This is a genomic window from Ralstonia sp. 22086 (assembly GCF_052045975.1).
Lineage (GTDB): Bacteria > Pseudomonadota > Gammaproteobacteria > Burkholderiales > Burkholderiaceae > Ralstonia > Ralstonia wenshanensis.
The window spans coordinates 755923-782674 of the sequence record NZ_JBQEPZ010000002.1 but is presented as its reverse complement, the minus strand read 5'-3'; the positions used below and the strand labels follow the sequence as shown (position 1 = coordinate 782674).

Here is a 26752-nt window from a genome sequence, read left to right as displayed (position 1 = left end):
GATGTCCGCACCGCTTCGACCTGTTCGACGAAGAGAGGGCACGTCGCACGTGCCCGCCGCGAGAGCGTGGGCGCTCATCAGGTCGGGCCGGATGCTCGCATGCACGCCAGTGGGGATTCAACGGCGAAAGCGGCTGTGCCCGCGAACCGGTTCGGCTGTCGCGCGAACCTGTCAGCGCGTCTCAGCATTTGGGGCGGCTGAGCGGGGACGGCGGGAGGAAAACGGGAGCGCGGCAGGGGTACCGCGCGCGCTTCAGCGCATCTGCATGACCCAGGTGCGCCAGTCTTTTTGCTGAACGAAGCGCATGGCGGTGGCACGACCTTCGATGGCGAGCATGCGTGTCTCGCGCGGTGACATGCCCGAGGCGCGGCGGTACGCGCGCGTGAAGTTCGATGCGTCGGAAAAACCGTAGGTCTGCGCGATTTCGGCCACCGACCGGTGCGTCTGCGTGCGGTCTGCCAGGATCGCGTGGCATTGCCGCAGGCGCTGCATGCGCAGGTAGTTGAAGAAGCCGCCTTCGCGCTCGAACAGCCGGTACAGCGTGGCACGCGAGATGCCGAACTGCACGGCAACCCCCTCGGGCGAAAGTGTGAGGTCGGCCAGGTTCTGCTGCACGTGCCGGCAGATCGACGCAAACAGGCTTTCCCTGACGGCCGGCGCACTGGCTTCGGTCACCTGGCAGTTGATGGCGGCCGCCGCCAGTTGCAGCGTGCCCGGCATGACGGCCTGCGCCTCGGCCTCGCTCAATTTCCCGACCGATTGATAGAGCGAGCACAGGTGATCGCGCAGCAGCCCGACCATCGCCGCATCGCCGCGCAGCACGCGCATGCTGAGTTCGTCCGGTGCGCGCAGCAGCGGCGCCAGCAGCCGCCGTGGCACCGCCAGGCTCAGGAATCGGCTGTCGGTCGTGCTGGTAGCGAGCGGCTGCGCAGCGTCGACGATGAACAGATCGCCGGGGCGCGTGGCGGTGCCGGTGGCGCCGTCACGCTGTCCGCAACTGCCTTCCAGGTAGTACTGGAGCACGTAGACATCCATGCCGTCGCGCCCGAGCTTGGAGCGGGACCGATCATAGTGCTGTGCCTGCGCGCTGATCATGCCCACACCGGTCTCGCCGCACAGATACGCGTCAACGCTGGCCTGAAAGCCATGCGACTGCGGCGCGGCGGAGCGCGTGTCGAACAGCACGTTGATGGCATCCCGCCACGCCGCAAATTGATGCTCGCGCGGCAGCGCAGACGTATCGAAGTGGGAATGCGGAGGTTTGCTCACGGTGGTTTCCTGAAAGGCCCGTGCATTGTGCAGAAGCGGTGGCTCACGATGGCATGCCCCCAAAGTGGGGTGCCCGAGGGGGCTAGCCTAAACGACCGCCAACTTCGGTCGCTCCTGTCTGGGGATGACCACGTTGCGGCCCGCGGCCTTGGCTTCATACAGGCGCCCGTCGGCCAGGTGGATCAGGTCTTGAACGGTATCGTCGGCCGCAGCGAGGCCAGAGTGGGAAGCCACCCCAATGCTGACCGTCAGCGTGCCGTATGCGCTTCCCGCGTTGGGTTCGGCGGCGCGCAGCACGGCGGTGCGGATGCTCTCGGCCACGCGCAAGGCGCCACTGAGGTCTGTATTGGGCAGCACGGCGCAGAACTCTTCGCCGCCATAGCGGCCGGCAAAATCGCCCGGGCGCTTGATGCTGTCGTTGATGCAGCGTGCCACCGTGCGTAGCGCGGTATCGCCGGCGGCATGGCCATACTTGTCGTTGTAGGGTTTGAAGTCGTCCACGTCGATCATCAGTACAGACATCGGGGCGTGGTGGCGATTGGCGCGGCGCCATTCCACGTCCAGTGCAGAGTCCAGCGCGCGACGCGTGCCGAGCCCGGTCAGGCTGTCGGTATTGGCCAGCAGGTGCAATTGCTGCTCCATCTCGAGCCGCTTGCGTAGTTGCTGCGCGAAAAGCAACGACAGCGCCATGAATACAGCGTCGAGCATCAGCACGGTGCCGCTGATCACCCATGCGCGCTGCCGCCATTCTGCGTAGATGTCTTCGGTGGCGAGGCCAACGGTGACAATCAGCGGGTGGTCGCCGATATGGCGGAAGCTGAACAGGCGCTCGATGCCGTCGAGGCTGGCGACGTCTACGTACGAGCCTTGCGGCGTGAGCAGGCGCTTCTGGAAGGCAACGGCATCGGCCAGGCTGCGGCCGATGAGTTTTTCGCTGTACGGTCGCCGCATGAGCAGCGTACCGTCCGTGCGTATCAGCGTGACGGTTGCGTGGGGCCCCAGGTTGATGCCATCGAATAGCCGGCGGAAGTAGTTCAGGCGCAGCGTGCCGACCACGATGCCGTTGAACTCGCCATGCGGGCCGTTCAAGCGCCGGCTCAGGCCGAGCGACGTGTCCAGGCCGGTCACGCGCGGCGTAAAGGGCTCGCTGATGTACAGCCCGACATTTGCGGAGCCCCGATGCACCTGGAAGTAGTCGCGGTCGCCCAGGTGAATATGCCGCGGCGGCACCGAGCGGGAATCGAAGACCACGTCGCCGACCTTGTTGGTCACCAGCAGGGAGCCCAGGTCTTGCGCGTTGGTCGAGCGGTCGAACAGCACGAGCTGGCGGACGTTGGGCGGCAGCGCCAGCATGGCGGGGTCGCGCACGCCGTCGATCACGGCCTGCAGCGACAGGTCGTACACCTCGATGTTGCGGGCAATGTCGCGTTGCAGGATCAGCGACAGGTTGTCGGCAGCATCGCGCGCGCGGGCCAGCGCGTCCGTACGCATTTCCCAGAGCGAGAGCGCGGTGAACGCGGCCAGCACCAGTGACAGCACCGACGCGCCGATGATCAGCAGGGAGGGGCGTCGCAGGAATGCGCCGGTGGCGCGCTCTAAAGGCATGCGCAGAATTGTGAAAATATTGAAAACGACAGTCTCGATTGTGTACCGGACCCTACCTTCCTACGCAATACTATCTAAGACGTTTTCTGGAAAGAAAACGTTTGCTAATGCCGATCCAGTCCGTTTGTGCAACGTTTTTGTGGGCGCAGGTGTGCGGCTTGCTGAGCATTGCCTGAGTGCCGCACCCGTGGCGCCGGGCACGCTGCCCGCCCGACATATGCCCATCGCACCTCCGTGCAATCGTGTCAGGCCGGCTTTGCCTATTCTGGGTAAGCATCCTTGGAGAACGCCATGCCAGAGCCAGACGATCGCGCCTCACCCACCCCGGCGCCCGCCAACCCGCATCCGCCCGTGGCCGATACGCACGAGGAAGCCCTGCTCGACGAGGGCATTGAAGAAACCTTTCCTGCCAGCGACCCGGTTTCCGTCGATGCCGGCAAGCCCGATGTGCCGCCAAAGGCGCCGGGGAGTGCGCCCAAACCGTAAAATGCAGACCGTGTGTCAACGCATCGGCCGCTTCAGCCGTATTACGTAGGCCACAAACAACGTGCGAATCCAGCACACGCGCCGTTTGAAGCGCGGGTCGCGAGAAAACCGGTGTGCGCGACATGCGCGTGCCGGTAGGTCAGGGTCCAATCAAGACGTCGACACCGCGCCGAGCGTGGGCTTGGGCGGTTTGGCTTGCCGCGCTCTCCCGCCTTTGCGTGCCTGGATTCGTATATCGCCTCCACCCGGCACTCCGCCAAGCCAGCAGGATTTCGTTTTTCACCATGCCTGACGCCGCGTCCAACGACGCCAGTCCAACATCACGCCGATCACCGGCCCGCACTGCGCATGACGCGCCCGCCACGCCCGCGCCGTCCGACTCCAGCTTTGGCGTTGCTGGCTGGATGGTGATCGGTGTTGTGCTCGTGCTTGGCGCGCTGGTGTTCGACAGCCTGTATGCGCTGCTCGACCATGTGCACTACGCAGACATGGTTGCCGCGCTGCAGGCCACGCCGCGCTCGCACCTGTTGCTGGCCATGCTGGCCACGGCGCTGAGTTACGTCGCCCTGACCGGCTACGACGCGTCCGGCCTGCGCTATGCGGCTGCGCATGTCGCACCCGCCACGGTGGCCACGACCTCGTTCATTGCCTATGCGCTGGGCAATACCGTCGGCCTCGGTTCGCTGACGGCGGGGGCGGTGCGCACGCGCCTGTATACAGCGGCAGGGCTTGACCCGGCGCGCGTGACAGAGGCGGTGGCCTTTGATGCGGGCGCGCTGGGCGTGTCCACCACGGCCTTTGGGGCGGTCGGGCTGTTGTGGGGTGCCCCGCATATCGCGGCCATTGCGCATTTGCCGGCGGCGTTGCTTGAAGTCGTGGCGTTGCTGGTGCTGGCCGGCGTCGTGGCGTTGTTGGTGCTGTGCATGCGGCGGCGCCACGTGACGCTGTTCGGCCGTTGGGAGATCCGCCTGCCGCCGGCGGGGCTGGCAGCGCGGCAGTTCGCGATCTCTGCGGCGGATATGAGTGCGGCCGCGGCCGCGCTGTGGGTATTGATGCCGGCAGGCGCCGTCGATCTGCCCACGTTTGTCGCGTTCTACGCGCTGGCGGTCACGCTGGGCGTGCTGAGCCAGAGTCCGGGCGGTTTGGGCGTGTTTGAAGCCGTCATTCTGTTGGGCTGCAGCGGCCAGGCGCCGCCGGCAGAGGTTCTGGCCGCGCTGCTGTTCTACCGTGCCATCTATTTCCTGCTGCCGCTGGTCGTGGCTGCCGCCATGCTCGGCGTGTTCGAGTTGCGCTCCGGCGCCGGGGCACCGTTTGGCCGCGCAGCGGTCAAGCTGTCGCCGGGGCTGTTGGCCGCGCTGACGATGGTGGCAGGCGTGATGCTGCTCGTCTCGGGCGTCACCCCCGCCACGGACGAAGCCGAAGACCTCCTGCGCATGCACGTGCCGCTGTTCGTGGTGGAAGCCTCGCACATGATCGGCAGCGTGGCGGGCCTCATCATGCTGTTTGTCGCACGCGGGCTGCTGCACCGGCTGGATGCCGCGTGGTGGGCGGCGCTGGTGCTGTCGCTGCTGACCGGCGTGCTGGCGCTGCCCAAGGGCATTGCCGTGTCGGAGATGGCGGTATTGGTGACGCTGGCGGTGCTGCTCGTCATCTCGCGCCGGCAGTTTGATCGGCCGTCGTCGCTGTTCTCGCAACGGCTGGAGGCGGGGTGGCTGCTCGCCATGCTTTGCGTGTTCGCGGCGTGCGTGTGGATCCTCTTCTTCGCCTACCGCGAGGTCGCCTACGCCAACCAGCTCTGGTGGCAATTTACGTTTGACGGCGATGCGCCGCGCTCCATCCGCGCGCTGATGGCGGTGGCCGTGACCGGCCTCGGGTTCGGCATGCGCCAGCTCTTTCGCAAGGAGCCCGGCGTTACGACTTTCCCGAGCGACGAAGAACTCGCCCGCGCGGCCGAGATCATCCGCAAGCAGCCTGCTGCCGATGCCACGCTCGCGCTGATGGGCGACAAGAGCCTGCTGTTCTCGCCGTCGGGCAACGCGTTCATCATGTATGCCAAGCAGGGGCGCTCGTGGGTGGCGCTGTCCGACCCCGTGGGCGCGCAGCAGGAATGGCCCGAGCTGATCTGGCGCTTTATCGAAATGGCGGATGCGCATGGCGGGCGCGCCGCGTTCTACAAGACGCGCCCGCAGACGCTGTCGCTGTATCTCGACGCGGGGCTGCGCGCCTACAAGCTAGGCGAAGAGGCGTATGTGTCGCTGCCCGAGTTCAGCCTGAAGGGCTCGCGCCGCGCCAACCTGCGCCACGGCGTCACGCGCGGCGAGCGCGAAGGCTTGTCGTTCGAGATCGTCCCCACGGCAGAGGTGCCGACCGTGCTGGACGAATTGCGCACCATCTCCGATGAATGGCTGCGCAACCAGAACGCGCGCGAAAAAGGCTTTTCGCTCGGCGCATTTGACGACCGCTACATCTGTAGCCAGCCCGTGGCCGTGGTGCGCCGTGAGGGTGTCATCCTGGCGTTTGCCACGCTGATGTGTCCAGACGTGCTGCGCATCGAGGCGAGCGTCGACCTGATGCGCTATCGCAGCAATGTGCCGCCGGGCACGATGGATTTCCTGTTCGGCAAGGTCATCCTGCACTTCCAGGCGCAGGGGTATCAGCGTTTCGGTCTGGGGATGGCGCCGATGTCGGGCATGGTTGAGCATCAGCTTGCGCCGCGCTGGCACCGCTTCGGACGGATGATGTTCCGGCATGGCGCGCGCTTCTACAATTTCAGAGGGCTGCGCAATTTCAAAGACAAGTTCGAGCCGGTGTGGGAAGCCCGCTACCTGCTCGCGCGTGGCGGGATTGCGCCGCTGTTCACATTGACGGACGTTGCCGCGCTGATCGGCGGCGGCTTGAAGGGAGTGATCTCCAAATGAGTTGGCAAGCACCGCGCACGCAAGAGGCGCGGCATCGGGGAGTACTACGCAAAGGCTTGCGTTGGGCTGGGCATTTGAGTGCGGTCGGCATGGTGCTGGCCGCGTCCTGGGCCATCGCTGCCGATGCTCCGGCAGCAGCCAAGCCTACGCCCGTGCAAGGTCCGGTGCTGGTGCCGCCCGTCGGCATGACGGGCGCCAGCGGGGTTGTGGCTGCGCCGCCGCGCGGCGACATGCCGCCTCGCCTGCAGATGAGCGCCGCAGCCGTCACCGCCAACAAGGCTGCCAATGGCGGCGTGCTGTCGCTGCCGGTGGTGGCGCCCGCCACGGCTGCGGCGGCGCCCGGCGCCGTCGAGTTTGTCACGCACGGGCGCTTTCGCGATGTGCCGGTCTACAAGCCGAAGGGTGAAATCCGCTCCGTCGTGCTGATGCTCTCGGGTGACCTGGGCTGGACGCCCGCCGCATCGCGCATGGCAGAAAGCCTCGCACAGCAGGGCGCATTGGTGGCCGGTCTGTCCACGCCCGCGCTGTTCGCGAGCCTGGAGGCTGACCTGGGCGATTGCGCCTTCCCCGATGGCGACCTCGAAAACTTCAGCCGTTTCCTGCAGGCCTACGAGAAGGTGCCGGGCTATTACCCGCCCATTCTCGTGGGCGACAACGAAGGCGGGGCGCTGGCCTACGCCATGATTGCCCAGGCGCGCCCGAATATCTTTGCCGCGGCCATGTCGATGGAATTCTGCCCCGTGCTGGAACTTCGCAAGCCGCTATGCAAGGGCGAGGGCGTGCACTTCAGCCGCCGCATGAGCGAGAGTCGCACCACGGCCAAGCGCGTCAAGCCGCCCGAGAACGCCGGGGTGGTGCTGCTGCCGGCCACGAAATTGTCTGCGCCGTGGGTGGTACTGCAATCGGCCACGCCGACGTCGTTTGCACACCGCTCCGGTCCGCTGTGCGAAGCGCGTGCCACGCAAGCCTTCATCGATACGATTTCGGGGGCGCAATCGGTGGCGTTGCCGGCCGCCGCGTCGGCTGCCAATGCACCGCCGGTGACAGCCAGCGAGCCGTTCAAGACTGCTTTCGCCAAGCTTGTCGCCCAACGCAAACCGCCGCCCCCGCCGCCGCCCGCAGCGGTATCCGACTTGCCGATCATCGAAGTGCCCGCGCAGCCCGGTACATCATCCGAGCTGTTCGCAGTGCTGCTCTCGGGTGACGGCGGCTGGGCCGGGCTCGACAAGGAGGTCGCGGCTGCGCTGTCCAAGTCCGGCGTGCCCGTGGTGGGCATCGATTCGCTGCGCTACTTCTGGACGCCGCGTACGCCAGCCTCCGCCGTCGCCGACATGGATCGCCTCGTGCGCTTTTACGCGGCGCGCTGGAAGAAGCAGAAGGCTTTGCTGATCGGCTATTCGCAGGGCGCAGACGTGCTGCCTTTCATCGTCAACCGTTTGCCGGCGGCATCGCGCGAGCATGTTGCGCTGGCTGTGATGATGGGCCTGGGCAAGCGCGCCGATTTTGAGTTCCACATGACCAACTGGGTGTCGAGCAGCGCGTCTGGCCTGCCGATCCTGCCCGAGGTGCAGAAGCTGCCGGCGGGCCTGGGCATGTGCATCTACGGCAAGGAAGAGAAGGACACCAACTGCCCAGGCCTGGACCCGAAGCAGGTGCAACTTGTGAAGCTGCCGGGCGGCCATCATTTTGATGGCGATTACGCCAAGCTGGCGCGCATCATCCTGGAAGGCGCGCGTGCATCGGGCAATCCGCGCTGACCTGCCGGTTCCGGGCTGATGCGCGGCGCGCAGCGTGTCATGCCCTGGCGTTGTCGACAGGGGCACCGACGGGTGTGCTGGGCGCTGTCGCCAGCGATTGCACGCACTCATCCACGCTCAGCTCATGCAGCATCTCGGTGCGCAGTGTGTTGTCGGTGGCGCGCTCCAAGCCGGTCAGCGCGCGCGGCTTGAGCCGCACCAGCATCAGTTGCAGGCCGCGCGCCGCACATTCGGCCGCAAAGATGCGCAGCGCCTCGATGGCCGAGCCGTCGACGTCCGGTGTTTCTTCCAGGCTGATCATGACGGTGCGCAGCGCAGGCTCGTGCGGCTGTTGCAGCATGGCGCGCACCGTGCCGAGCACGCGTTCGGTGTTGGCGAAGAACAGCGGCACTTCCGGCCGGACGATCAACACGCCAGGGACGGCCTTGGCTTCCGGGTGCAGAGACACATCGACAAAATCGTGGCTTTCGCGCAGGCGCCCCAGCACGCTCACGTTAGGCTCCGAGAGCTGGCGCAGCGTCAGCAGCAAGCTCACGCCAATGGCCGCCAGCAGCCCATGCAGCACGCCCAGAACCAGTACGGCCAGCAACGCGGCAATCACCACCAGCCGATCGCGGCGCCAGGTCCAGTAAGGCTTGAACACAGACGGATGCAGCGAATGGCTCACCGCAAAGATCACGATGGCCGCCAGCACCGGCTCGGGAATCCGCGCGAGCTGCGGCAGGAACAACCACACGATCAGCGCCACCACGGCTGCTGCGCACAGCCCGGCCAGACGGGATTGCGCGCCCGCGGCTTCGTTGGCGGACGTGGCTGAATACCCTGCGCCGACGGGCATGCCGTGCAGCAGGCCCGAGAGCAGATTCGCGCAGCCCAGCGCGACGAGGTCACGGTTGGCGGAGATGCCATCGCCGTGTTTGAGCGCGAAGTTGCGGATCGAGCCGTAGGACTCGGCATAGAGGATCAGCATGAGCGCAAAGCCCAGTTCAGCGCTTTCCATCCATTGCACCCGGTTCAGTGCAGGCACGCCGAAGCTGATGTTCTGCAGGTCGATATGGCCGACCACGGCAATGCCGTAGCTGTGCCAGTCGATCCAGTAGCCGGCCGCGATGGCCAGCACGATGACGACCAGCGTGGCCGGAATGCGCCCCCAGCGCCCAAGGCCGAAGAGCAGCGCGAGTGAGACGGCTCCCAATGTCGTGCTGTACGGGTTCGCACCGGCCGCACTGGTGATGAGGTCCAGCGCGATGCGTGGCGTGTCGCTGTGGTGCACCGTCACGTCGAGGATCTTGGGCAACTGCTTGACGGCAATCGTCAGCGCCAGCCCAAATGTGAAGCCGCGCAGCACCGGCCGCGCGATGAAATCCGACATGCCGCCCAGCCGCGCCGCGCCGGCAAGGATGAACAGTACGCCCGTTGCGATGATGAGCGCCGCCGCCATCGTGAGCGCCGTCGCGCCGTTACCGCTAGGCTCCGATAGCACCGTCGCAAACAGCACGGCGGCGGATGACGACGTCGCCGAGACAATGGCAAAGCGGCTCGTGCCGACCAGCGAATAGACCACAAGCCCGCACAGCAATGCGATCAGCCCGGCCTGCGGCGGCAGGCTGGCGATGCCTGCGTAGGCAACGGCTTCGGGCAGCAACAGGCCCGCAATCGAGAACCCGGCGATCACGTCGCGCACCACGCGCTGCTGTGGCGGTTGTGGCGGTGCATCCAGCGGGGCAAAGCCCTCTGGGTGTTGCAGTGCGGCGGCGGGATGTTCGTTGCTGGGGGGCATGCGATGCGGTGATCAGGCTGAAATGGACGACGCCGCGACCCGGGTGGGCCGCGGCGTGCGGGTTTGCGTCAGGCGTGTCTTACTTGGTACAGGCCTTGCCGCGGCTCGGGCGCATGCCGGCGGCCTTTGCGTCGGCTTCGGTCATGTATTCCCCCTGCTTGGTCTTGCCGTAATAGCGATCGCCCGGGCAGTGATAGACCTTGGTACTGGCATTGGCCCATACCTTGTCGGGGCCGCCGCCGGGGGCAACGGTGCCTGCGGCGGCCGCAGGCTTGGCAGGCATTGCGGCTGCGGGTTTGGCGGCAGGAGCCGGAGCCGGAGCCGGAGCAGCGGCAGGTGCAGCAGGCGCTGCGGCTGCAGGTTTGGCCGGAGCCGGTGCTGCGGGCGCGGCAGCAGGTGCACCGCCTGCGCTGGCTTTCTTGTCGACGCCACCATGGCCGCGGCAAGCGCCCTTGAGCGTCGCGCCGCTATACGGCGTGCCATCCTTGCAGACCGCGTGGACGGCCGCCGGGGCCGCTGCCGGTGCGGTGGCGGGCGCGGCGGTGCCCTGCGCAAACGCCGAGCCCATCACCAGCGCACCCATTGAAAACATCAACGCAGACAGTTTCATAACGAGACCCTCAACGAGGCACGGAGATACGTGCGTGATCGATTAACGCTGGCCGACAGCGCGCGTTGACCCACCCGAGGGTTTGTCAGAAGACAAACGTAGCGGCGCTGATCATTCCGCAACAGTCGGCATCGCTTGTGTTGCGCCGACGGGCGATGCGGCGCCGGCGCCATCCCAGCATAGGCAAGATCACGTGGCCCGGCGAAGTTTCAGGCGAATGCGTCGATCCCCTGGACCAGCCGCTTGGCCAGGCGGGGCTGCCGTAGTTGTTCAAGCCACCATTGCAGTGCGCGGCCTTCTCCGTCGCCGTCGCGTTCACCTTTGCTGCTGCGCCAGCCGACGTAGAGCAGGTTGGGCTCGCGCGGATCGGTGGTGCGCTTTTCTACCAGTTCGCCACGCGCGAGCAATGACGACACGCGGTGTCTCGGCAGCCAACCGACGCCCAGGCCGTCGCGTTGGGCCAGCGTCTTGGCACGCATGCTGGGCACGGCCAGCGTAGGTTGCCCGCTGAGCATGCCGTAGGCGCGGCCGGCGGTGGTTCGCGCCGAATCGGCCACCACCACGGCGCGATGCCGGGCGATTTCCTCGCGCGTAAGTGGCGCGTCGATGGCTGCGAGCGGATGCCGTGGCGACACGGCAAACACCCACTCCACCACGCCCAGCTCGAACCACCCGAGGTTCGGGATGGACGGCGGCTCATTCGTGGCCCCGATGACGAGATCGGCTCGGCCATCGCGCAGCGCCTCCCAAGTGCCGGCCAGCACCTCGTGCGTCACGCGCAGCGCCACGCCCGATTGCAGCGCATCAAACGCGTGCATCACGGGCATGAGCGATTCGAACTCCAGCAGCTCGTCCGTCACGATCCACAGGCGGTCTTCCCAACCGTTGGCCACCTGACGCACGCGCTGCGTCACGCGCGACACATCCTGCGCCAGCCGCGCGGCTTCTTCCGTCAGCAACTGTCCGGCGCGCGTGAGCTGCAGCCGGTAGCGGCGCCGATCAAACAGCAGGGCGTCGAAGCGCTGCTCCAACTGTCGCGCGGCATACGACACGGTCGACGGCGCCTTGCCCAGTTGCGCCGCCGCACGCGACAGGCTGCCCGTTTGCCGGATGGCCTCGAGCAGGGCCAATTCTTCGTCCGTCAACATGTGCAATTCCTTCGAACGTGTTCATCGTCCGGATCGTATGGCAAACCGCTTGCCCGCGTCCACACTGAAGTCACGCGATTGTTCAAGTTCAACTTTCCTACTGGAGGACATCATGAATCGCTTCGCAGGCAAGACCGTTCTGGTCACTGGCGGCAACAGCGGTATTGGCCTGGCAGCCGCCCAGGCATTTGTGCGCGAAGGCGCCCGCGTGGTCATTACCGGCCGGGACGCCGCCGCGCTGGAAACGGCGCGCGCCGCGCTCGGCAACAACGCCATCGCCATCCGCAATGAAACCGGCACCGTGGCGGCCGCACGCGAGCTGACCCGCCAGTTGCAGGAGGCCGGCGTGCGTCTGGATGCCGTGTTCATCAACGCTGGCATGGCCCGGTTTGCCGCCGTCCCGGATGTGGACGAGGCGCTTTGGGACGCCACCTTCAACGCCAATGTGAAGGGCGCGTTCTTCCAGATCCAGGCGCTGCTGCCGATCCTCAACAAGGGCACGTCGATCGTGCTGAACGGCTCCATCAACGCGCACATCGGCATGCCGAATTCATCGGTCTATGCTGCGAGCAAGGCAGCGCTGATCTCGCTGGCGAAGACGCTGTCGGGTGAGCTGGTCGGCTCGGGCATCCGCGTGAATGTGGTCAGCCCCGGTCCGGTGACAACGCCGCTGTACGGCAAGCTCGGGCTGGATGCCGACACGCTGGCCGCCACCGCCGCGCAGATCCAGGGCCAGGTACCGCTGGGCCGCTTCGGTCAGCCGGAAGAGATTGCATCGACCGTGCTGCATCTGTCGGCGCCGGAATCGGCCTTCATTGTTGGCACGGAGATCGTTGCCGACGGCGGCATGAGCCAGCTTTAAGCCCATCCCTTGGCGCGTGTGCCCGATTCGGCTTGGCCGGCCAACGTCAGAAGTTGTGGGTCACGCGCAGTGTCAGCGTGCGGCCGGGCTGAACGGGGATGAAGTTTCCGGACTGCGCGTTGCCGTAAGCGCGGATATTGAAGAGGTTGCGCGCGAAGAGATCGACGCTCCAGGATTTCTGGTGCCAGAAGAGGCTGGTGTCGATGCGCACGAAACCGGGCATGCGAAACGGGGTGTCGCCGTAGCACGGGGCGCCGCGTTGCCCGGTGACGCCAATCCCCGCGCCTGCGCCTTTCAATGGGCCTGCCTGCATGGTGTACGTCGTCCAAACCGCGCCGCTCAGGAATGGCGCTTGCGGCAGGTATCCCGTAGTCAGCGTGCCCGATACGCGAGACAGTGCGACCCATAGCGAAGTGTCCAAGCCCTTGGTGACGGCACCTTGCATCGAGACTTCCAGCCCTTCGCTGCTCTGTTGGGCGATTTGCGTGTCGTAGCCGGCGGGTGCCACATCCACGAGTCTCACGTTGTGCGCATCGATGCGATACAGCGCAGCCTGCGTCGTCAGCCCACGGTTGGCATCTGCCCAGCGCAGACCGGTTTCCAGCTGGCGACTCCGCTCAGGCAACAAGGCTTGGTATGGGTCGAAGTAGCTGGTGTTGAGACGGAAACCGCGCGAGTAATCGGCAAACCAGGCGGTATGCGGCGTGAGCTTGTAGAGCAGGCCCAGCGACGGTGTCCAGGCGGTGCCCTGAAGCTGCGCGCGCGGCAGTTTGGCGACGTAATCATTCACGTATAGGGCGCCGGACAGTTCCCAACGCTCGCCAATGGCAATCTGGTCGCGCACGCGAAACACCGACTGCCGCACCGACTGCGAAACCTGCAGGCCCGGCACGAAGGTGGCCGGCGGCAGTGCGACCGGCGCAAACGGATTCTGGGGCATGAGCGCGGGAGTTGACGCAAAGGCCATGTCCTGCCGCTCGTGGAACTCGTCCCAACCCAGCGTCAACGCGTGCTCGAACAGCCCGTGTGCGAACTTGCCCGTCAACTCATTTGAAATGGCCCACGCAGTGTTGTCGCTGCGGTCGCCCAGATTGAACGTCAGCGAGGGCGCGGTGTTGTTGATCACCGGGGCCAAATGCCACAGCACGGATTGTTGGCTGAGCGCTTCGTACGTGCCGCGTGAGTGCAACGACCAATCGTCGGAGAGGGTGCGCGACACCTTGTAGTAGCCGCGGCTCGCGCGGGACTGCACGTTGTCGTCGGCATTGCCCAGCGGGCTTTGCAGGGCCAGCCGGACCGGTGCGCCATTCAGCGCAAACGTGGCCGGCGGCATGGGCTGACGGCTGGTTGCGGATTCGAGCCCGACCGTGACTTCCGTTGCGGCATCTCGCCAGCCGAGCGCCGCCAGCCCGTAGCTCTTGCGGCGACCGGCGTATCCCGAATCACTGTTAGCCGTCGTGTCCTGCAACGCCACTGTCCGGTAAGACAGGTCGGTCGATCCGATGGGGCCGGCCAGATCCACCACGGCCTTGCGCTCGGCATGCGAGCCGATTTCCACGGTCACCGTTCGCTGCGGCATGACCGCGGGTGCCCTGAGGTTGGCATTGATGGCGCCAACGGCTGTTGGGGTGCCACCGATGTCGGCATGCGCGCCCTTGATCACCGAAACATCTTCGACCGCCTCGACAGGTCTCAGCGAAGCCATCTTGTCGGGCTGCCCATCGACCGTGATCTGTCCTGTCATGAAACCCCGGGTGGCGTAGCGGGGGGCGGCCGTGGGATCGAGCGACATGGACGAGACACCGGCCAGCGCCAGGGCATCTCCAATCGACGGCGCATTCTGGCTTGCGAGCAGGTTTCTCGTGAGCGCGCTGACGGCATGGGGCACGCTCGTGATGGGCGTCTCGATGTGCGTGGCGAAGCCGGTTGTGAACGCGGCAAAGTCGCTGCCCGTCCTCGCGCGTACCTCGGCGGGCGGCAGGGTCCCGATGTCGCGCGGCGCCTCGGGGGCGCCCACGATGGTCAACGTGTTGTCGGTCAGCGTGGTCAGTTGCAGCCCACTGTTTTTTAGAGCCTGCTCCGCCGCCTCCTGGGCCGACATGGTGCCGCGAACCGGGCCAGCGAACAGGTCTTTCGCGAGGCCGGAGGGAAACGACATGGGCTGTCCGCTCACGCGAGCGATTTCCATCAACACGCGCTCCAAGGGCGCTCGCTCAATGGAGAAATCCCATGTGTCTTGCGGTGCAGCGTGGGCGCTCTGCACAGCGAACAGCGCGGCAAGACCGAGCAGCCGCACCCTATGCCATGTGCGACCCGTGCGCGGCGGCAGGCAGGCCTGCGCCGCAGCGCATGCGAAGGCTTTAAATGGCCGCATGGCACTGATGCACGCGGCGCAGCGGCACTTCGAGCACATCCTGAACAGATCAGGCAGTGGGGTCTGCGGGCACCCTGGCGGGCGCGGCTCCGGCTCGATAGCGGCGCTGAAAAACACCGCGCCGCTGCCTGGCGTGAGCCCCTGCGCACATCTCTCTTGGTGAGCGAAATTCCCGTGTGTACTGCCCCTTCATCACGCAAGTCCCCCGAATTTTTTTGGTGGTACGGCGCAACGCGGTGTGCAGGAACCATGCCATGCGCGGCTTTGGGGGCAGAGACGTACCGTGCCGCGATGCCTGACAGGATGCGTCGTCAAGCTTCCATGGCGGGGCAGATTTGATGAGGTTTTTTCAAGATGTTTTCGGGCCGCACGTCCGAGGTTCCGGACTCACGGTGAACATTGTTGAGATTCGGGGTGGGAGTGAGCGCACCCGTGGCAACGCGCTTTAGGAGAGTCCGAACGTTTTTCTCAGGCTCGAGTCAACGGGGCCAGCCGGCATGAAACGGCGCAGCTTGCTCAGAAGAGATGCCTCGCCTTTTGGTGTGCGGCGCATCTTCCATGCCCCCAGTGCAGCATCGACGATGGTGCTTGCGACACCATCGGGGTCCGGCGCCTTCTGGACGCTTTTTTGAATCGCCTGAGAAACGATGCCGCGCTCCGCGTCGTAGGCGGAGACCTTGGAAACCGCTTGAGGCGCGTTGACATCCAGGCTGGTCTTGGTGAATGACGGCTCGACAAGCACCACACGGATTCCGAACTTGCGCACTTCGTGATCCAGCGTCTCGGACATTCCTTCCACCGCGTGCTTGGATGCCGAATACAGGCCCATGTAGGGCGCCGGCAGGAAGCCGAGCACCGAGCTGATGTTGACGATGCGCCCCGAGCGTTGCGCGCGCATGTGCGGCAATACGGCTTGCGTGGTGCGCAAGATGCCGAACACGTTGGTATCGAATAGCGTCTGGGCTTCGGCAACCGACGTTTCTTCTGTCGCGCCGAGCAGAGCCACGCCGGCGCTGTTGACGAGCACATCGATGCGCTTGGCCTGCGCGATGATCGTCTCGATTCCACGCTGGACAGAGGCTTCATCACGGATATCCATCTGGATCAGTTCAACACCGGCGATCGGTTGAGTGCGAGCGATGTTGCGCACGGTGCCGAATACGCGGCACCCGCGCAGGGCAAACTTTGCGGCGGTGGCACGGCCGATGCCGGAGGACACGCCGGTAATGACAACAACTTTGGAATTCGACATGGCAGTTTCTTTGTGTATGGGTGAATGGGAGCTGCGATAAATCGGGTTTTGCCAGCGGTCTATTTGCTGGCGACAGTGGTCGGGGTATCGGGCTGCCAGCCACCGCCCAGCGCCTTGAATGCCGCTACAGCGGCACGCGCGGATTCCGTTTGGGCTTGGGCGCGTGCGTCCGAGGCACGCAAGAGGCTCTCGTCTGCCTGCAGGACTTCGATCAGGCTGACGACGCCTTTTTGGTACGCCGCAAATGAAGCATTCCGCGCGCGGCTCAGCGAATCCACGCCTTGCGCGAGCACCGTGGCTTGCTCCTCGCGTTTGACGAGGCCGGAGAAGGCGTCCTCCACATCTTGCGTGGCGCGCAACACCGCGAGCCGGTACGCAGCCAGCATCTCCGCTTCTTGCCCCTTGGCTTGATCGATCTGCGCGTTGATGCGGCCGAAGTCGAACAAGCGCCAGCGCAGGCCGAGCACGCCCGCAAATTGGCTGGCACCGCTGCCGAACAGACTTCCAGCGCCTATCGATGTGGCGCTGCCGAGCAGGCCGCTGAGCGAGAGCTTCGGGTAGTACTCCGCGATGGCGACGCCGATGCGCGCGTTGGAAGCAGCGAGGCGGCGTTCAGCAACGATGAGGTCGGGGCGGCGCCGCAGCAGTTCGCCTGGGGATCCGCTGATGGCAATTTGCGGAGCGGCCGGGATGTCTTTGTCTTCCATCAGCTCCGCGCGGTGCGTGCCCGGGACCGACCCGAGCATCACGTCCAGCGCATTCATCGAAGCATCAACGCCCGCCTCAAGTTGCGGAATGGAGGCGCGCACCTGCGCGAGCGCGCCTTCGGCCTGCCTGACCTGAAGCTCGGCTGCCAGCCCCTTGCCGTATAGCAGGTTGATGGTGGAGAGCAATTCCTCTTGTGTTTGCACCTGGTGGCGGGCCACCTTCAGGCGCGTTTGCAAGCCACGAATGGTGATGTAGATATCAGCGGTCTGCGCGGCCACTGCCAGCCGTGTGGCGACTGCGCCTGCCTGGGAGGCCTGATAGTCGGCCAATGCTGCCTCTCGGCCGCGGCGCAGTCCGCCGAATACGTCCAGCTCCCAGCTTGCGTTGGCATCGGCCTCAAACGCGTTGCCGTAGCGGTCGAAGCCGGGTCTTGAATTCAACACGCGGCCTAAGGGCGTTTCGACAGACTGGTACGCACGCGCGGCCTGCCCCGTGAGATTGCCCGAGGGCAGCAACGCGGCATTGGCGGCACCTAGGCCAGCGCGCGCTTGCGTAACGCGGGCGAACGCCTGGGCAAGGTCCAGGTTCTGTTCTAGTGCGAGCTGTACCAATCTGATGAGTAGCGGATCGCCGAAACCTGCCCACCATGTGGATAGATCCGCTGTTGCATTGGCCGTGCGTTGCTCGACCGCCGTCTGGCCTTGGAATCGTTCCGGAACCGGTGCATCGGGCTTCACATAGTCGGGGCCGACCGCACATCCGGCCACTAGACCTGCAAGGAGGAGGGCCGCAGAGGCTTGTTTTGGCAACATGGTGAGGTCCATCGAAATTTTTAGTGACTATAGTACAAATTGGTCACAAGTTGTTCAACTATAGCGACTCGCGTAAGCTGACGCCCATGAAGACCCCTTCCTACCCCGTCTCCGCCCGTGGCCCGGCGGACCACGATGTGCGAGACCAGATCGTCGCCGCCGCCACCGAGCACTTCAGCCGCTATGGCTACGAGAAGACCGCCGTGTCCGATCTGGCCAAGGCCATCGGTTTTTCCAAGGCCTACATCTACAAGTTCTTCGAGTCCAAGCAGGCCATTGGCGAGATGATTTGCGCCAACTGCCTGCGCGAGATCGAGGCCGACGTGAATGCCGCCCTGGCGGAGGCGGATTCCCCGCCCGAGAAGCTGCGCCGCATGTTCAAAGCCTTGACGGAATCCAGCCTTCGGCTGTTTTCCCACGACCGTAAGCTGTACGAAATCGCTGCCTCGGCTGCGACCGAGCGGTGGCAGTCGGTGATTGCCTACGAGGGCCGCATCCAGCAACTGCTGCGCGACGTGCTGCAGGAGGGCAGGGAGACCGGAGATTTCGAGCGCAAGACGCCGCTGGACGAGACCACCGCGGCCATCTCCCTGGTCATGCGTCCCTACATGAATCCGTTGCTTCTGCAGTACAGCTTTGATTACACGGAGACGGCGCCCGGATTGCTTTCCAGTCTTGTGCTGCGGAGTCTCTCCCCCTGACACGAAGATTTTTCTTTGTGACTATTGACTAAATCGGTCACAAGAACAAGAATGGAAGCCCAGATCATCTTGTCGATGGGGTTTTCATGCTTTCGCGTCGCTTTGTTTCCGCTACCGCTGCTCTCGCGTTGCCGCTGGCGTTGATCGCTTGCGGCGAAAAAGCTCCCGCCGACCCGCGCACCGAGGCGCCTCTGGTGCGCGCCGCGTTTGTTCGGCCCGTGGCGTCTGCATCGCGCTCGTTCACAGGCGTCGTGGCTGCCAGGGTGCAGAGCGACCTCGGATTCCGCGTGCCCGGCAAGGTGCTGGAACGACTCGTGGACGCAGGGCAAACCGTCAAGCGGGGCCAGCCGCTCATGCGCATCGATCCGGCAGATCTGAAGCTCGCCGCCCATGCGCAGCAAGAAGCCGTGGCCGCCGCGCGGGCACGCGCGCAACAGACGTCGGAAGACGAAGCGCGCTACCGCGACTTGCGCGGCACGGGGGCGATTTCCGCCTCCGCTTACGACCAAGCCAAGGCCGCGGCGGACGCAGCCAAAGCGCAACTGAGTGCCGCTGAAGCGCAGGCTGACGTCGCGCGCAACGCCAGCCGCTATGCAGAACTGGTTGCCGATGGCGACGGCGTGGTCATGGAAACGCTGGCCGAGCCCGGCCAAGTGGTCAACGCCGGGCAGGCGGTTGTGCGCTTGACGCGTGCCGGCCGTCGTGAAGCGGTGGTCCAGTTGCCGGAGACGTTGCGGCCTGCGATCGGCTCGGTCGCACAGGCCACGTTGTTCGGCAAGGAAAGCGGTGGCACGCCCGCCAAGCTGCGGCAACTATCGGATGCTGCCGATCGGCTGACCCGCACGTACGAAGCACGCTATGTGTTGGACGGCGAACTCGCCACCGCGCCGTTGGGTGCCACCGTCACGATCCAGATTCCTGAGCGGCAGGCGACAGCGCAAGGCGACTTGCAGGTGCCCCTAGGCGCGGTATTCGATGCCGGCAAGGGCCCCGGTGTGTGGCTCATCCAGGGTGATCCGGCCAAGGTGTCGTGGCGCTCCATCACCATCGTGCGTCTTGGTGACGAAGATGCTCGGGTTGCCGGCCAGGTCAAACAAGGCGACCGGATCGTCACGCTTGGCGCACAACTGCTGCGTGAGGGCCAGCAAGTCCGCGTGGCCGGGCAGGGCACCGGCACCGCCATCGCGGGAGTGCGACTGTGAGCCCGGGCCGCTTCAACCTATCGGCGCTTGCCGTTCGCGAGCGTGCCGTCACGCTGTTCCTCATCTGCCTGATCTCGCTGGCGGGGCTGATTTCCTTCTTCAAGCTGGGCCGTGCGGAAGACCCGGCGTTTACGGTCAAGGTGATGAACATCGTCACCGTGTGGCCCGGCGCCACCGCGCAGGAAATGCAGGACCAGGTGGCTGAGAAGATCGAAAAGCGCATGCAGGAATTGCGCTGGTACGACCGCACCGAAACGTACACCCGCCCCGGTTTGGCGTTCACCACGCTGACTTTGCTCGACAGCACCCCGCCGTCGGAGGTGCAAGAAGAGTTTTATCAAGCGCGCAAGAAGGTCGGCGACGAGGTGGGCAACCTGCCGTCCGGCGTGATCGGGCCGATCGTCAATGACGAATATTCGGACGTGACCTTTGCATTGTTTGCACTCAAGGCACAAGGCGAGCCGCAACGTGCGCTCGTGCGCGATGCGGAGACTCTGCGCCAGCGCCTGCTGCATGTGTCGGGCGTGAAGAAGGTGAACATCATCGGCGAACAGTCCGAGCGCATCTACGTCGAGTTCTCACATGACCGGCTGGCGACGCTCGGCGTGAGCCCGCAAGACGTGTTTGCCGCGCTCAACAGCCAGAATGCGCTGACGGCCGCCGGCTCGGTCGAAACGAAAGGGCCACAGGTGTTCATCCGCTTGGATGGCGCATTCGATGAACTACAGAAGATTCGCGATACGCCGGTGGTCTCGCAGGGCCGCACGTTAAAGCTCTCCGACATCGCCACCGTCAAGCGCGGTTATGAAGACCCCGCCACATTCATGGTGCGCAATGGCGGGCAGCCCGCGTTGCTGTTGGGCGTCGTCATGCGCGATGGATGGAACGGGCTCGATCTGGGCAAGGCACTCGACAAGGAAGTCGGCGCCATCAATGCGGACATGCCGCTCGGCATGAGTCTGACCAAGGTGACGGACCAAGCCGTCAACATCGCCGGTGCGGTCGACGAGTTCATGCTCAAGTTCTTTGCTGCGCTTCTGGTGGTGATGCTGGTGAGCTTTATCAGCATGGGCTGGCGCGCAGGCCTTGTGGTGGCCGCAGCCGTGCCACTGACGCTGGCCGTGGTGTTTGTGGTGATGGCCGCTACAGGCAAGAACTTCGATCGCATCACGTTGGGGTCGTTGATTCTGGCATTGGGCCTGTTGGTGGACGACGCGATCATCGCCATCGAAATGATGGTGGTGAAAATGGAAGAGGGCTACAGCCGCGTGGCTGCTTCGGCCTATGCGTGGAGCCACACCGCTGCGCCCATGCTGTCGGGCACGCTGGTCACGGCCGTCGGCTTCATGCCCAACGGCTTTGCGCGATCCACGGCGGGTGAGTACACCAGCAACATGTTCTGGATTGTCGGCATTGCGCTGATTGCATCCTGGGTGGTCGCGGTGGTGTTCACGCCGTACCTGGGCGTGAAGATGCTGCCCGATTTCAAGAAGGTCGAAGGCGGCCACGATGCGATTTACGACACCCCGCGCTACAACCGCTTCCGAGTGCTGCTCGGGCGCGTGATTGCGCGCAAATGGCTAGTCGCGGACGCGGTGGTGGGCCTCTTCGCCTTGGCCATTGCGGGCATGGCGGTGGTTAAGAAGCAATTCTTCCCGATCTCGGATCGCCCGGAAGTGCTGGTCGAGGTGCAGATGCCTTATGGCACGTCGATCAACCAGACCGACGTGGCGACCGCAAAGATCGAAGCCTGGCTCGCCAAGCAGAAGGAAGCCAAGATCGTGACGGCTTATATCGGCCAGGGCGCGCCGCGCTTCTATCTGGCAATGGGGCCAGAGTTGCCCGATCCGTCGTTCGCCAAGATCGTGATCCGCACCGATAGCCAGGAAGAGCGTGATGCGCTGAAGCGGCGTCTGCGTCAGGCCGTTGCGGATGGCCTCGCCCCCGAGGCGCGCGTGCGTGTTACGCAGCTCGTGTTCGGCCCGTATTCGCCGTTCCCGGTGGCTTACCGCGTGACCGGCCCGGATGCGCAGACATTGCGCCGCATCGCCGCCGACGTGCGGCAGGTCATGGACGCCAGCCCGATGATGCGCACGGTCAACACGGACTGGGGCATGCGTGTACCGACGCTGCACTTCACCTTGCAGCAAGACCGTCTCCAGGCGGTGGGCCTGACTTCCAGCGCCGTTGCGCAGCAACTGCAATTCCTGCTCAACGGCGTTCCGGTGACGGCGGTGCGCGAGGACATCCGCACCGTGCAGGTGACCGCGCGCTCGGCCGGCAACGTGCGGCTCGACCCGGCCAAGATTGGAGACTTCACACTGGCCGGTGCCAGCGGGCAGCGCATCCCCCTCTCGCAAATCGGCAAGATCGAGGTGCGCATGGAAGAGCCCGTCATGCGCCGGCGCGACCGCATGCCGACCATCACGGTGCGCGGCGATATTGCCGACGGTCTGCAACCGCCCGATGTGTCGACCGCCATCAGCAAGCAGCTTGCCCCGATCATCGAGAAACTGCCGAGCGGATACCGCATTGAACAAGCGGGCTCCATCGAAGAGTCGGGCAAGGCGACGAAGGCCATGCTGCCGCTGTTCCCGATCATGCTGGCGGTGACCTTGCTGATCCTCATCTTCCAGGTGCGCTCCATTCCAGCGATGGTCATGGTGTTCCTGACCAGCCCGCTGGGGTTGATTGGTGTGGTCCCGACCCTGATCCTGTTTGGGCAGCCGTTCGGCATCAACGCGTTGGTTGGCCTGATTGCGTTGTCGGGCATCTTGATGCGCAACACCCTCATCCTCATCGGGCAGATCCAGCACAACAAGGACGAGGGATTGGACCCGTTCAGGGCCGTTGTGGAAGCGACGGTCCAACGTGCCCGCCCGGTGATTCTCACGGCGCTGGCCGCCGTCCTGGCCTTCATCCCGCTCACGCATTCGGTGTTCTGGGGCGCGCTGGCGTACACGCTGATCGGCGGAACGCTCGCAGGCACAATCCTGACCCTGGTGTTCCTGCCGGCGATGTACTCGATCTGGTTCAGGATCCGGCCTGGCAACGCGGCCGAGGCGCAGCCCACATCGCACGAAGCGGCGCAGCCCCCAGGCCAGCTGGTGCCCGAATAATCTTTCCCAGCCTGCCCTAGTTACCTCCGTTCTCTCTCGACCTTCGGGCAGGCGTTTTTTCTCCTTGGGAGTCGCACGCTGTCATGGCGCCTCCCGTGGCATTGACGAAATGTCATTAATTGACGTATCGTCAGTGACCATGAAACCCATCGAAGAAAACCGCCTTCTGCTGCGCGAAGGCCGCAAGATCGTCGAGGCGCTGGGCAACACGCTGGCGCCGCTGGTGGAAGTCGTCCTGCACGACCTGACCGATCCCGATCATTCCGTCGTCGCCATCGCCAACAATCTGTCCGGCCGCCAGGTGGGCGACGCCGTGACGGAGCTGGGCCTGGCGCGCCTGGCTGACCCGGACTTTCCGGAAGTCATCGAAAACTACGCCAACCGGTTTCCCGACGGGCGCCCGGCCAAGAGCACCTCGATCGGCCTGAAGAACAGCCGTGGCGATTACGTGGCGGCCATCTGCCTGAACATGGATGTATCGATGCTCGGCGCCATGACGGCGAGCCTCACGAAGTTGATGCGCATCGATGTTGCCGCGCCGCCGGTGCCCGAGTCGCTCGGCTCCCGCCGCGTGGAAGACGTGCGCATTGCACTCGAACAGTTTGCCGCCGCCCGCAACACCACGCCCATGGCCATGACGCTCGACCAGCGCCGCGAAGCCATGCGCGAACTCGCCGCCAGCGGCCTGCTGAACTTGCGCCGCGCACTGACCGAAGTCGCTCAGACACTCGGCGTGGCGCGCTCCACCGTCTACACCTACCTTCCCGAGGACCTCGCATGAGCCTGCCCATTTCCTACGACGACGTTGTTGCCGCGCACGCGCGCCTGCAAGGCGTTGCCCACAAGACGCCCGTGCTGACGTCAGCAACCGCCAATGCCATGACCGGCGCCGAGCTGTTCTTCAAGGCTGAGAGCTTCCAGCGCATGGGTGCGTTCAAGTTTCGCGGCGCGTACAACGCGCTGTCGCAATTCACGCCGGAGCAGCGCAAGGCGGGCGTCATCACGTTTTCGTCTGGTAACCACGCGCAGGCGATTGCGCTGTCGGCAAAGTTGCTCGGCATGCGTGCCGTCATCGTCATGCCGAAGGACGCACCGGTCGTGAAGGTCGAAGCCACGCGCGGCTACGGCGGCGAGGTGGTGTTCTTCGACCGCTACACCGAAGACCGCGAAGCCATCGGCCGCAAGCTGGCCGAAGAGCAGAGTCTCACGCTGATTCCGCCGTACGACCATCCGCACGTGATGGCCGGGCAGGGCACGGCGGCCAAGGAACTGATCGAAGAGGTTGGCCCGCTGGACGTGCTGCTGGCCCCGTTGGGCGGCGGCGGGTTGCTCTCCGGTTGCGCCACGGCAGCGCGCGCGCTGAACCCCGCGTGCAAGATATTCGGCGTGGAGCCCGAGGCTGGCAACGACGGACAGCAGAGCTTTCGCAAAGGCGAAATCGTCCATATCGGCACCCCCAAGACGCTGGCCGACGGCGCGCAGACGCAACACCTGGGCAACTACACGTTTGCCGTGATTCGCGAACTGGTCGACGACATCATCACCGTGAGCGATGCAGAACTCGTCAGCGCCATGCAGTTCTTCGCCTCGCGCATGAAGGCAGTGGTCGAGCCCACCGGCTGCCTGGCCGCCGCTGCGGCGCTGAACGGCAAGGTCGATGTGCGCGGCAAGCGCGTCGGCGTGATTCTCTCGGGCGGCAATGTGGACTTGCAGCTCTTCGCCAAGCTGGTGCTGGGGGCTGCATGAGCGCTTCCGGCCATGCCGCCCCCGGCGACGCTCGCTATGTCAACGCGCCGGATTTGCGACCCCCGGCGGGGCACTACTCGCATGCGGTCTGTGCCAATGGTTTTGTGTTCTTGGCCGGGCAGATTCCGGTGACGCCGGCAGGCGAAAAGCTCGTCGAAGCGCCGTTCGAGACGCAGGTGCGGCAGGTCCTCTCCAACCTGGACGCCGTGCTTGCCGCTGCCGGTACCGACCGCTCGCGTCTGGTGCAGGTGCGCGTGTACGTGACTGACATGGAGACGCACTGGCCCGCCTTCGATGCACTCTACCGCGCGTGGATCGGTGACCTCCGCCCGGCGCGCGCCGTGGTGCCGGTGCCGACGCTGCACTACGGTCTGGCAGTGGAAATCGAAGCGACGGCACTGGCGGGGGATGCAAACGCTTGCGCTTGATGTGCGTCAGGCGGGTGGGGTTCGCGCGAGTTGATCTCCCGCCGTTTGGCCGCCATTGTTGCAGAATGGAAGGCATGCCTGCCGAGGCACATGCCCGACCAAGACGCACAGATCCCTCGCCCCCATGACCCTGCAAAAAACGCGGCAACTCACCCAGGAAGACGTGCCGGTCGGCCAGCCGCTGCCGTTCCCACTGGCCGGTAGTGGGGGCCACCTGCTGCTGCCCGCCGGCGCCGTGGTTCCGGATGCCGATGACGTCCGCCTCCTGTTTCATCACGGCCCGGTGCTGGCATTGGATGAAGGCGTGGGCGTTGAGGTTGCTGCACCTGCGGCGCCCGGTGAAGCCAAGCCCCGCCTCGCGTCGAGCGGTCTGAGCGTGGGTACCGTCCTGCAGGTGCAGGAGAAATCCGCACCGATGCGCGGCCTGCTGCCGTGCCGCCTGATCGGCTACATCGAAGGTGAGGCGGTGTTCGTCACGCAGCCGGCCGACGGCAAGCGCACGCTGCGCCCGGAGGTTCGGGACATCCTCTTGCTGCGCGGATTTTCCGGCCGCGCGGTCGTTACCATGATGTGCAGCGTGGTGTCGGTGGGGCAATTTCCTTCGCCGTACCTCGTGCTGTCTGCGCCGATCAAGATGCAGAAGATGCCGCTGCGCCGCGCCAAGCGTGTCCAGGTTCGGATCGGTGCCCGCTTGCGCCCTGAAGGGCAGGCGGCTTCAGCGGCAGATCGCGTGGCGGTGATCCGCGATATCTGCCTGAATGGCGCGCTTGTGCAAAGTGCCAGCGCGGCATTTCAGCCCGGCGACAGGCTGTCTGTCGATTTCAGTGCCTACGTGGATGGTCAACTGGAGTCGTTCTCCCTGACGGGCCGCGTGGCGAGCGGGTCGCCCGCGCTGGGGGCGCCTGCATCTGCGTTTCCGTCGTTCGGCATGGAGTTTTCGCTGACGAAGGAGCAGACGGCGCAGCTTTCGCACCTGATCATCGATCGGCTCGACGAAAACGCTTGAGCGCCTAGCCCGCCAGCATCGTTTCCAGCAGCCAGGCGCCGGCCTGCCCCAGCGTGCGATTGCGTGACCATACGGCGTCGACCGGCACGAGGCGCGACCAGCCCCGTGCATGTACTTCATGCAACCGGTCTGCGGCGAAGTGATCCACCAACCAGCGCGGCAGCTCCGTCCATCCGAAGCCAAGCACGGCCATTTCCAGCAGCATCAGGTAGCTCGGCGCAGACCAGCGGCGCAGGCTGCGCACGGGCACCGCGTCGGTGCGCGGCCCCGTCGGATCGACGAACGTGTTCAACCGTAGCTCGCGCGCCTCGCGCAGTATGGCGTGCGGCACTTCCTCGTCACCGTATCGGGCGAGCGGGTGCTGCAGCCCCACGAACAGTCCGATCTCCGATTGCTCTGCAATGGTGGCCCAGCCGATATCGGCCGGATATGCGGCCTGCGCCGCTACCAAGCCGATCTGGGCACGGCCCAGCTGGATGATATCGACCACGTCTTCGTGTTCGGCGATCAGGCATTCGAGTTCGAGGTCGGGGTAACGCTGCTCCAGCGTGGCGAGCGTCTGCTCATACCGGTCCGACTGGTAGGTGTCCGACACGACGAGCGTCAGACGCGCCTCCAGGCCACCGGCCATTTGCGCCGCCAGTCGGTCCATCTGCGCGCTGGCGTCGAGCACGCGGCGCACCTGGGTGAGCATCGCGTGGCCCGCTTCGGTCAACGTGGGCTGGCGCGTGCTGCGGTCGAAGAGCGTCAGGCCCAGGTCGATTTCAAGATTGGCGATCGCCTCGCTGACCGTGGACTGCCGCTTGCCCAATTTGCGGGCTGCGGCGGAAAAGGAACCGAGCGTGGCGGCTTCGGCAAAGGCCAGCAAGGCTTCGGGCGAATGACGCATTCAGTACTCCGGACGGCGAGATGGCGCTCAATATATCGGAAAAACCGATACTAATGAACTGGATCATGCGGCTAATACCG

The 26752-nt window shown here is 65.2% G+C and carries 20 protein-coding genes; 11 read left to right on the top strand and 9 right to left on the bottom strand.

Annotated elements, in window-relative coordinates:
• Positions 1–252: 252 nt before the first annotated feature.
• Positions 253–1269, bottom strand: a complete 1017-nt coding sequence (locus ACTJK6_RS12560) for a helix-turn-helix domain-containing protein (protein WP_440839199.1) — start codon at positions 1267–1269, stop codon at positions 253–255.
• 87 nt (positions 1270–1356) lie between these two features.
• A complete protein-coding gene (locus tag ACTJK6_RS12555) occupies positions 1357–2874 on the bottom strand; it encodes a sensor domain-containing diguanylate cyclase (protein WP_440839197.1) in 1518 nt (505 codons plus the stop codon).
• A gap of 291 nt (positions 2875–3165) precedes the next feature.
• On the opposite strand from ACTJK6_RS12555, the gene ACTJK6_RS12550 reads away from it, so the two are divergent.
• The 3 genes from ACTJK6_RS12550 (at position 3166) to ACTJK6_RS12540 (ending at position 8035) form a co-directional block, all read left to right on the top strand.
• On the top strand, positions 3166–3360 hold the full coding sequence (locus ACTJK6_RS12550) for a hypothetical protein (protein WP_253535214.1): 195 nt from the start codon (positions 3166–3168) through the stop codon (positions 3358–3360).
• Between the two features lie 284 nt (positions 3361–3644).
• The gene (mprF, locus tag ACTJK6_RS12545; RefSeq protein ID WP_414561659.1) at positions 3645–6278 is read left to right on the top strand and encodes a bifunctional lysylphosphatidylglycerol flippase/synthetase MprF; all 2634 of its coding nucleotides are present in this window, start codon (positions 3645–3647) and stop codon (positions 6276–6278) included.
• Entirely contained in the window at positions 6275–8035 is a 1761-nt protein-coding gene (locus ACTJK6_RS12540; protein ID WP_440839195.1) for a virulence factor family protein, read from the top strand. The genes mprF and ACTJK6_RS12540 overlap by 4 nt, the downstream gene beginning before the upstream one ends.
• A gap of 37 nt (positions 8036–8072) precedes the next feature.
• On the opposite strand, the gene ACTJK6_RS12535 is transcribed toward ACTJK6_RS12540, so the two are convergent.
• The 3 genes from ACTJK6_RS12535 to ACTJK6_RS12525 all read right to left on the bottom strand — a co-directional run bounded on the left by ACTJK6_RS12535 (position 8073) and on the right by ACTJK6_RS12525 (position 11573).
• Positions 8073–9815, bottom strand: coding sequence for a SulP family inorganic anion transporter (locus ACTJK6_RS12535; protein WP_440839193.1), 1743 nt, complete (start codon positions 9813–9815; stop codon positions 8073–8075).
• Positions 9816–9894: 79 nt separating this feature from the next.
• Positions 9895–10425: a sunset domain-containing protein gene (locus tag ACTJK6_RS12530; protein WP_232039992.1), complete on the bottom strand. Its 531-nt coding sequence runs from the start codon at positions 10423–10425 to the stop codon at positions 9895–9897.
• A gap of 209 nt (positions 10426–10634) precedes the next feature.
• Positions 10635–11573, bottom strand: a complete 939-nt coding sequence (locus tag ACTJK6_RS12525) for a LysR family transcriptional regulator (protein WP_440839191.1) — start codon at positions 11571–11573, stop codon at positions 10635–10637.
• Between the two features lie 112 nt (positions 11574–11685).
• Here ACTJK6_RS12525 and ACTJK6_RS12520 point away from each other — a divergent pair, with 112 nt between their 5' ends.
• The gene (locus ACTJK6_RS12520; RefSeq protein WP_440839189.1) at positions 11686–12435 is read left to right on the top strand and encodes an SDR family oxidoreductase; all 750 of its coding nucleotides are present in this window, start codon (positions 11686–11688) and stop codon (positions 12433–12435) included.
• 46 nt (positions 12436–12481) lie between these two features.
• Here the strand turns inward: ACTJK6_RS12520 and ACTJK6_RS12515 are convergent, their stop codons facing one another.
• The 3 genes from ACTJK6_RS12515 to ACTJK6_RS12505 all read right to left on the bottom strand — a co-directional run bounded on the left by ACTJK6_RS12515 (position 12482) and on the right by ACTJK6_RS12505 (position 17581).
• Positions 12482–14593, bottom strand: coding sequence for a TonB-dependent siderophore receptor (locus ACTJK6_RS12515; RefSeq protein WP_440839188.1), 2112 nt, complete (start codon positions 14591–14593; stop codon positions 12482–12484).
• Between the two features lie 661 nt (positions 14594–15254).
• Positions 15255–16061 carry an oxidoreductase gene (locus tag ACTJK6_RS12510; RefSeq protein ID WP_232039988.1) on the bottom strand — a complete coding sequence of 269 codons (807 nt, stop codon included), beginning with the start codon at positions 16059–16061 and terminating at the stop codon, positions 15255–15257.
• A gap of 59 nt (positions 16062–16120) precedes the next feature.
• Positions 16121–17581: an efflux transporter outer membrane subunit gene (locus ACTJK6_RS12505; protein WP_440839186.1), complete on the bottom strand. Its 1461-nt coding sequence runs from the start codon at positions 17579–17581 to the stop codon at positions 16121–16123.
• Between the two features lie 86 nt (positions 17582–17667).
• Between ACTJK6_RS12505 and ACTJK6_RS12500 the strand changes: the two genes are divergently transcribed.
• The 7 genes from ACTJK6_RS12500 (at position 17668) to ACTJK6_RS12470 (ending at position 25783) form a co-directional block, all read left to right on the top strand.
• Positions 17668–18282 (top strand): TetR/AcrR family transcriptional regulator, encoded by a 615-nt coding sequence (locus ACTJK6_RS12500; RefSeq protein ID WP_440839184.1) that lies wholly within the window; start codon positions 17668–17670, stop codon positions 18280–18282.
• An 86-nt stretch (positions 18283–18368) separates the two neighbouring features.
• Positions 18369–19484 (top strand): efflux RND transporter periplasmic adaptor subunit, encoded by a 1116-nt coding sequence (locus tag ACTJK6_RS12495; RefSeq protein ID WP_440839182.1) that lies wholly within the window; start codon positions 18369–18371, stop codon positions 19482–19484.
• A complete protein-coding gene (locus ACTJK6_RS12490; protein WP_440839180.1) occupies positions 19481–22603 on the top strand; it encodes an efflux RND transporter permease subunit in 3123 nt (1040 codons plus the stop codon). Before ACTJK6_RS12495 ends, ACTJK6_RS12490 begins: the two co-directional genes overlap by 4 nt.
• Positions 22604–22742: 139 nt before the next feature.
• On the top strand, positions 22743–23384 hold the full coding sequence (locus ACTJK6_RS12485; RefSeq protein ID WP_260801369.1) for a helix-turn-helix transcriptional regulator: 642 nt from the start codon (positions 22743–22745) through the stop codon (positions 23382–23384).
• Positions 23381–24349: a threo-3-hydroxy-L-aspartate ammonia-lyase gene (locus ACTJK6_RS12480; protein WP_232039982.1), complete on the top strand. Its 969-nt coding sequence runs from the start codon at positions 23381–23383 to the stop codon at positions 24347–24349. The genes ACTJK6_RS12485 and ACTJK6_RS12480 overlap by 4 nt, the downstream gene beginning before the upstream one ends.
• Complete coding sequence (locus ACTJK6_RS12475; protein ID WP_232039981.1) at positions 24346–24777, top strand: RidA family protein; 432 nt, start codon at positions 24346–24348, stop codon at positions 24775–24777. The genes ACTJK6_RS12480 and ACTJK6_RS12475 overlap by 4 nt, the downstream gene beginning before the upstream one ends.
• Before the next feature lie 124 nt (positions 24778–24901).
• Positions 24902–25783, top strand: a complete 882-nt coding sequence (locus tag ACTJK6_RS12470; protein ID WP_440839178.1) for a flagellar brake protein — start codon at positions 24902–24904, stop codon at positions 25781–25783.
• A 4-nt stretch (positions 25784–25787) separates the two neighbouring features.
• Here the strand turns inward: ACTJK6_RS12470 and ACTJK6_RS12465 are convergent, their stop codons facing one another.
• Positions 25788–26672, bottom strand: coding sequence for a LysR family transcriptional regulator (locus ACTJK6_RS12465; protein WP_440839176.1), 885 nt, complete (start codon positions 26670–26672; stop codon positions 25788–25790).
• Positions 26673–26752 lie beyond the last annotated feature (80 nt).